At 71.2% G+C, this 7,062-nt stretch carries 6 protein-coding genes and 1 pseudogene; 6 read left to right on the top strand and 1 reads right to left on the bottom strand.

Annotated elements, in window-relative coordinates; translation table 11 throughout:
• Nucleotides 1-377 (bottom strand): annotated as a pseudogene (locus AC0IWM_RS23220) (polysaccharide biosynthesis/export family protein); the annotation flags it as partial.
• 242 nt (nt 378-619) lie between these two features.
• Here AC0IWM_RS23220 and AC0IWM_RS23215 point away from each other — a divergent pair.
• From AC0IWM_RS23215 to cysE, 6 genes are all read left to right on the top strand, one after another.
• Complete coding sequence (locus tag AC0IWM_RS23215; RefSeq protein WP_471758964.1) at nt 620-1,921, top strand: alpha/beta hydrolase; 1,302 nt, start codon at nt 620-622, stop codon at nt 1,919-1,921.
• Nucleotides 1,922-2,039: 118 nt separating this feature from the next.
• Nucleotides 2,040-2,594, top strand: a complete 555-nt coding sequence (locus AC0IWM_RS23210) for a gluconokinase (RefSeq protein ID WP_471758962.1) — start codon at nt 2,040-2,042, stop codon at nt 2,592-2,594.
• A 16-nt stretch (nt 2,595-2,610) separates the two neighbouring features.
• Nucleotides 2,611-3,438 (top strand): Cof-type HAD-IIB family hydrolase, encoded by an 828-nt coding sequence (locus AC0IWM_RS23205; protein WP_471758960.1) that lies wholly within the window; start codon nt 2,611-2,613, stop codon nt 3,436-3,438.
• 213 nt (nt 3,439-3,651) lie between these two features.
• Nucleotides 3,652-4,536, top strand: coding sequence for a transglycosylase SLT domain-containing protein (locus AC0IWM_RS23200; RefSeq protein ID WP_471758958.1), 885 nt, complete (start codon nt 3,652-3,654; stop codon nt 4,534-4,536).
• A gap of 328 nt (nt 4,537-4,864) precedes the next feature.
• Nucleotides 4,865-5,791 carry a helix-turn-helix transcriptional regulator gene (locus AC0IWM_RS23195; RefSeq protein ID WP_272481489.1) on the top strand — a complete coding sequence of 309 codons (927 nt, stop codon included), beginning with the start codon at nt 4,865-4,867 and terminating at the stop codon, nt 5,789-5,791.
• Between the two features lie 240 nt (nt 5,792-6,031).
• Nucleotides 6,032-6,889: a serine O-acetyltransferase gene (cysE, locus tag AC0IWM_RS23190; RefSeq protein ID WP_056468122.1), complete on the top strand. Its 858-nt coding sequence runs from the start codon at nt 6,032-6,034 to the stop codon at nt 6,887-6,889.
• The last annotated feature ends 173 nt before the right edge of the window (nt 6,890-7,062 follow it).

The following is a 7,062-nucleotide window of genomic DNA, read 5'->3' as shown; positions in this document are numbered from 1 at the left end:
TCGGGGATGAGGGCGGACTTGGAGCCGGCCGAGAAGCGGTCGGCCACCAGCGGCCCGGAGAACAGGCCGCCCGAGCCGGCTTCCCAGACCGAGATCGCCACGTAGTCGCCCACCCCGATCACGGGCTCGAGGGAGGGGCGCCGGTCGCCGAAGGAGGCCAGCAGGCTGTCCAGCGCCCGCCCGCGCAGGGCCTCGATGGTGGCCGCCGACAGGTCCACGATCTCGTAGCGCGCGAACGTGCCCTCGCTCGTCGAGATGTCGGCCCCCTCCACAACCGCGCCCGTCGTCGGGCCGGCCGCCGGAAGGAGCGACGAGCAGCCCGACACCGTCAGGGCGGTGCCCAGAACGGTGCAGAGGGCCAGAGGCAGTGCGCGCATGCAGGATCGCCTGTCGGTTTCTCTCATGGGCTGCCTAGACCATCGCCGGGGCGCTGTCCGTGGCGGTGGGGTCACAGTCCGACGGCGAGCGGCCGACGCCCGACGGCCATCCCCGCTACCCACGCCTTTCACCGGACGAAACGTGTTCCGGAAGATGCTTGAAAGGAATCCTGCGATATGCGTTCTCGTCCGGGCGCCCCGATTGAATTTGCATAAACCTGGTTTCGGCAGAACCGCATTCGATGACATCGTCGTTCGACTACACGCCACCCGGATTAGCCCAGGGTGTTCCGGGGTCGGTCGCGCGACGGCATATCTTCTATCTTCCGGGCTACGATCCGGAGGGCAGCAGCCGCTACCGGATGCTGTTCGTGCGCGAGCTCGCCCGCCACGCCAAGCGCTTCGGCGAGCCCAAGCGCACCGTCTCCGGGGCGACGCTGAGTGCGGACGGACTGGTGCAGAGCTGGCGCGTTTCGGCCCAAGCCGAGACGCGGGGGGCCGAGACCACCTACGACGTCCTCCTGTGGGACGACATCGTCCGCGAGGATTTCCGCCGCCGCCGCCCGATCAGCGTCGCCCTGCTGGTCGTCGGCACGCTCCAGTCCATCGTCACCGGCCTGCTGCTGCGATTCTACCGGCTGAACTGGAAATACGGCAACGTCATCCTCTACCCGCTGGTGATGGTCCTGCTCCTCGCCCTGTGCACCCTGGCCATCGCGGCCTTCGTGCACGCCCATCTCGGGACGGCGTTCGGCCACAGCCTCGGATGGCCGCTCTGGGCCACGCTTCCGGCGGGCCTCCTCATCGGGCTCGCCTGGATCAAGGCGATGGAGGCTCTCCTCAACCGGGTGTTCTTCTGGCAGCTCCTGAACGACTGGGTCTTCAACTGGCAGCACGGCCAGGGGCGTCGGCCCGACTACGAAGGCCGGCTGGAAGCCTTCGCCGACCATGTGCTCGCCCGCTGCGCCGCCTTGTCGGCGGCCGGCGATCCCCCCGACGAGATCATGATCCTCGGTCACTCCTCGGGGGGCCTGAGCGCCGTCGAGGTGGCCGCCCGGGTGCTCGCCCGCGACCCCGGCCTCGGCACCGGCCCGTCCACGCTCGCCCTGGTCACCCTCGGGTCCGGACTTCCCCTGGTGGCGATGCAGGGCACGGCGCGGGGCCTGCATCGCGAGATCGCGAGCCTCGTGACCTCGCGGCGCCTCGTCTGGGTAGACTTCCAGGCGCCCCAGGACTGGATGAACTTTCCCGGCTTCAACCCGGTGGTGCATCTCGACCTCGACCTGCAGGGCCTGCCGGTCGCCAACCCCCTGGTGCGCTCGGCCCGGTTCCGCGAGATCATCAGCACCGAGACCTACCGGAAGGTGCGCTGGCGGCCGTTCCGGATGCACTTCCAGTTCCTCCTCGCCAACGACCGGCGCGGGTACTACGACTTCTTCGCGATGACCCTCGGACCCCAGCGCCTGCGCGAGCGGGCCCTCGACCCCATCCTGCCCGAGCCCGATCCGCTCGGCCCCTGCCCGGACAGGGCGCTCGCCTCCTGAGGGTCGAGGCAGGGCCGGCACCCGCGGGGCATGCCTGCGCACGGCATCGGGCCGGCCTGGCCCGATCGGTACATGATGCCGGGTCGGTCCGATGCGGACGCCGGGAGAGGAACGCACGATGTCATCAGGCCAGAACCCGGCGCCGGGCCGCGCGCCCATGGTCCTCGTGGTGATGGGCGTCTCGGGCTCGGGCAAGAGCACCGTGGCGTCCCGCCTCGCCGAGCGCCTCGGCTGGGATTTCGTCGACGGCGACAGCTTTCACACTCCCGAGCACGTGGCCAAGATGCGGGCCGGACATCCCCTCGACGACGACGACCGCGCGCCCTGGCTCGCGGCGATCGGGGCCTGGATCGATACGCAGCTGCAGCGGCGCGCGTCCGGCGTGGTGGTCTGCTCGGCCCTGCGCCGGGCCTATCGGGACGTGCTGGTGCGTGGCCGCGCCGGGGTGCGGATCGTCTACCTGGCGGGCGACCGCGCCCTGATCGAGGGGCGCCTCGCGCGCCGGCAGGGGCATTTCATGCCCGCGGGTCTCCTCGACACCCAGTTCGCGATCCTGGAGCCGCCGGGTCCGGAGGAGAACGCCGTTGCGGTGGGCATCGACGGGGCGCCCGAGGCCATCGTCGCAACGATCCTGGCCCGGTTGGGATTGGGGGAGGGTGCCCCGCAGCCCTGAGACCCAGCTGGATTCCATGCCCCTGCCTCCCGATTCGACGCCCGCCGACATCGCCCTGGTGATCTCGGACGTGGACGGCACCCTGGTGACCACGGACAAGGCCCTGACGCCGGCGACCCGCGCGGCCGTGCGGCGGCTGGCGGCGGCGGGGATCGCCTTCACCATCGCGTCGAGCCGCCCGCCCGTGGGGCTGAGGTCCCTGGCGGCCGAGCTCGGCCTGACCCTGCCGATGGGGGCCTACAACGGCAGCACCCTGGTCGCGCCCGACTTCACCGTCCTGTCGGAGACGCTGATCCCGGCCGAGGCCGCCCGCGAGGCCGTGCGGCGCTTCACCGAGGCCGGCCTCGACACCTGGGTGTTCGCGCGCGGGCAGTGGAATCTCACCGATCCGCACGGCGCCTACACCGATCTCGAGCGTCGGACCCTGCAGGCCGAGCCGAACGTGGTCGCGGACCTCGCGCCCCTCCTCGGGGAAGCCGCCAAGATCGTCGGCGTCAGCGCCGATGCGGCCCACCTTGAGGCGTGCGAGACCGAGATCGCCGCGGCGCTGACGGGTCGGGCCGACGTCCACCGTTCACAGGCCTACTATCTCGACGTGACGCCGCCGGGCTCCGGCAAGGCCGCCTTCGTCGATGCCATGAGCCGGCACCTCGGCCTCGACCGCTCGCGGATCGCGACCCTCGGCGATGCCGCCAACGACGTCCCGATGTTCGCCCGCAGCGGATTCTCGGTGGCGATGGGCAACGCGGCGCCGGCTGTCCAGGCCGCGGCACGGGCCGTCACGTCCACGAACGATGCGGACGGCTTCGCGAAAGCCGTCGACGAATTCATTTTGCGGCGCTGACGCGCGTCCCGCGCCGGCAGCCTCGCGAATCCGGGAGGCCCTTGGCAACATTGGCGAATCGCGGCGGACACAATCCGGACACGGGCGCGCCGACTGTGCCATGTGCGACACAGCACATGGGGAAACGGCCACGCTCGGCCCGTCCGAGCCGCTTTCCGGCCTCAATTCGCCCGGACCTTGACCGTCCAAGAACAAGGACGATCCGGGTCTCCGATGAACCAGCGCTTCCTGCTCCTCGCCGTCGCCGCGGTCGCCCTGCCGTGCGGGACGCTCCCGCCGGGTGCGGCCCTGGCCCAGGGCACGGCGGCGCGGGACAACATCGATGCGCTGATCGAGCAGCAGGCCAAGGCCAACGGCGTGCCGTTGAGCTTCGTCCACCAGGTCGTGAAGCGCGAGAGCAACTACAACCCGAACGCCAAGGGCGGCAGCGCCCTCGGGCTCATGCAGATCAAGCACGCCACCGCGAAGGGCCTGGGCTACCAGGGGGATGCGGCCGGCCTGTTCGATCCGCGGGTGAACCTGCGCTACGGGATCGCCTACCTCGCCGGCGCCTACCGGGCCGCCAAGGGCGACATCGCCCAGGCCTACGCTTTCTACAACCGGGGCTACTACTACGCCGCCAAGCGCCTCGGCATCGAGACCAGCGTCCCCGACGACCTCGGAACGCCGAAATCCGGCGAGGCCTTCGCCAGCGCCTTCGCCCGCGCCGACAGCCCCGCCGTCATCGTGGCCAACACCGCGCTCGCCTACGCGCCGAGCCCCGCCGCCAACGGGGTCCCGACCGAGACGGTCGAGGTGCCGTTGCCGCCGCGACGTCCCGCCTCCCTCGCGGGCCTCGCCACCGTGGAGGTCGCCGCCCTGGCACCCGCCGACGCCACGTCCCCGGCTGCCATCAGCCCCCATCCCGGCATCGTTCCGGCGATGACTCCGGCCGGCGCGCAGATCGAGGCCGCCTTCACGGAGACGATCGAGGTGCCGCTGCCGCCCCGCCGCCCGTCGGCTCCGGCGCTCGCCGCCGTCGGGCGTCCGGCCGTCGCGAAGAAGGCGCCGGTGGCCGGCACCGTGCTCGAGGCCTCGGCCCTGCCGGCCGCGCAGTAGGCGGCTCCCGGCCCACCCCTCCATCCCGGCACGGACGCGCATCCGGTCGAGACAACCTTCGCCCGATTCTCCGAGTTTCCCCCGTTCCGGCCCCCGAACCGCTTGCGTCGGAGCGCGCCTCGCCTCACATGGTGCAATGCGAAGTGACGGGCTCCGGCCCGTTTCGGCATGATCATCGCAACGACCCGGAAGCGCTGTCCCGACACCGGATATCCGCGTTGTTGCTTTTCGACCTCACCGAAGTGCCGAATCCGGGCACAATATTTCCACACCCGTGGTCATAGTTCCGGAATCGGCACCCTGATGTAGCCACCTGCGCACGGTCCCCTTGGGCCGAACGCGAACCGAGGAAACGGACGACGGCATGGCCGGCGCGGTAGAACAAGAATCGACCTTCCTGGCTGATCTCGGCCGGCGGGTTCGTCATGCCCGGACCGTGCGGGGCCTGTCGCGAAAGCTCCTTTCGCAGACCTCCGGTCTGTCCGAGCGCTACATCGCGCAGCTCGAGAGCGGGCAGGGCAACGTCTCGATCATCCTGCTGCGCCGGGTCGCCAACGCCATGGGCGTGCGCCTCGACGACCTGATCGCCGGCCAGGAGACGCTGCCGGACTGGCACGTGATCCGGGACCTCCTCGGCAATGCCTCTCCGGAGCAGATCGCCCTGGCCAAGGGCATCCTGTCGGGCCAATCCTCGGCGAGCGGCGAGGCGCCGCAGCCCCGCGTCGCGGTGATCGGCCTGCGCGGCGCCGGCAAGTCGACCCTCGGCCGCCGGGTCGCCGATCGCCTGGGCTGGACCTTCGTCGAGCTCAACGCCGAGATCGAGCGCGAGAACGCGCTCTCGGTGAAGGAGATCTTCGCGATCTACGGCCAGGAGGGTTACCGCCGCCTGGAGCAGGCGGCCCTGCGCCGCCTCACCGAGCATCCCGGTCCCCTGGTGCTCGCCACCAGCGGCGGCATCGTCGCCGAGCCGCTGACCTACGACCTGCTGCTCCAGGCCTTCTTCACGATCTGGCTCCGGGCCCGCCCCGAGGAGCACATGCAGCGGGTGCGCGACCAGGGCGAGCTCACCACCACCGGCGACCACCCCTCGGCGATGCAGGAACTGCGTGCCGTGCTCGCCAGCCGCGAACCCCTCTACGCCCGCGCCTCCTCCGTGGTCGACACCTCCGACGTGCCGGTGGACGTGATGGTCGACCGCCTCGCCGAAGCCATCGAGGCGCGATTCGGCACCCTCGATCACCGCCGCAGCGCCTGAACGTTCAGGCGCGTCCTGTCCGCCGGACCCGCACGGACTTGATCGACCGTGCGATGCACACCAAGCTAAGGGACGAGCGGTCCGGCACCGGTCTCTTCTGCCGGACCCGACCACCACAGGCACAACCATCTCGGAGCGCCGCGGAGCGAGAGCAGGATCCCGCCGGCGCGGCGCGACCTGCGCGTCGACTCGCGGTATACTCCGGCCCGCCGCGACGAGCCCGGTCCAGAGGAGGACCCGATGTCCGCCAGCCCCTTCCCCATCGCCGCGAAAGGCTCCGAGCCGTTGGCCGTGTGCGATCCGATCTGGGCACGCCTGCGGACCGAGGCCGAGGCCATCGTCCGCGAGGAGCCGCAGCTCGCCTCCTTCATCGTGGCGACGATTCTCAACCATCCTTCCCTTGAGGGCGCGGTGGCGCACCGGGTCGCGGCCCGGCTCGGCCACGCCTCGCTGCCGGCCGAGCTCATCGCCCACGGCTTCTTCGAGGCGATCACCGCCGAGCCGAGCCTCGGCCAGGATTTCCGCGCCGACATCGCCGCCGTCCTCGACCGCGACCCGGCCACCAGCCGGGCGATCGAGCCGGTGCTGTACTTCAAGGGCTTCCACGCCATCCAGGCCCACCGCCTCGCGCACTGGTACTGGGCGGCCGGGCGACGCGACCTCGCTCTCTACCTGCAGAGCCGGTCGTCAGAGGTGTTCCAGACCGACATCCACCCGCAGGCCCGGATCGGGCGCGGCATCTTCCTCGACCACGCCACCGGCCTCGTGGTCGGCTCGACGGCGGTGATCGAGGACGACGTGTCGATCCTCCACGCCGTCACCCTCGGAGGCACCGGCAAGCAGGGCAGCGACCGCCACCCGAAGATCCGCCACGGCGTGATGATCGGCGCCGGCGCCAAGATCCTGGGCAACATCGAGGTGGGGGCTTGCGCCCGCATTGCCGCTGGCTCGGTGGTGCTACGCCCAGTGCCGGCCAACACGACCGTGGTCGGCGTGCCCGCCCGCGTGGTCGGCACCGCCGGCTGTGCCGAACCCTCGCGGGCCATGGACCAGCTGGTCGCCATGGACCAGTTCATCCACATGGCCGAGGGCATCTGAGGCGGACGCTGCCTCGCCGGGCAGCCGAGGTAGGGACCCGGCTTGCCCATGCCCCGACGGCGTGGCAAGCGGAGACCAGCCCGGCCCTGGCCGCCAACGCGGTCCACCCGGACTCAGATGCCCTCGGGGCCGCCCCGCGCGACCGGCCATGAGCCGGAGGCCCCGACCGACCC

It is taken from the genome of Methylobacterium sp. AC433 (assembly GCF_979253015.1).
This window is presented reverse-complemented; position numbering and strand designations above follow the sequence as displayed.

What these genes read in the sequence shown, in the direction of transcription:
- AC0IWM_RS23215 (WP_471758964.1), top strand. Translation starts at nt 620, where the DNA reads ATGACATCGTCGTTCGACTACACGCCACCCGGATTAGCCCAGGGTGTT.
- AC0IWM_RS23200 (WP_471758958.1), top strand. Translation starts at nt 3,652, where the DNA reads ATGAACCAGCGCTTCCTGCTCCTCGCCGTCGCCGCGGTCGCCCTGCCG.
- AC0IWM_RS23210 (WP_471758962.1), top strand. Translation starts at nt 2,040, where the DNA reads ATGTCATCAGGCCAGAACCCGGCGCCGGGCCGCGCGCCCATGGTCCTC.
- cysE (WP_056468122.1), top strand. Translation starts at nt 6,032, where the DNA reads ATGTCCGCCAGCCCCTTCCCCATCGCCGCGAAAGGCTCCGAGCCGTTG.
- AC0IWM_RS23205 (WP_471758960.1), top strand. Translation starts at nt 2,611, where the DNA reads ATGCCCCTGCCTCCCGATTCGACGCCCGCCGACATCGCCCTGGTGATC.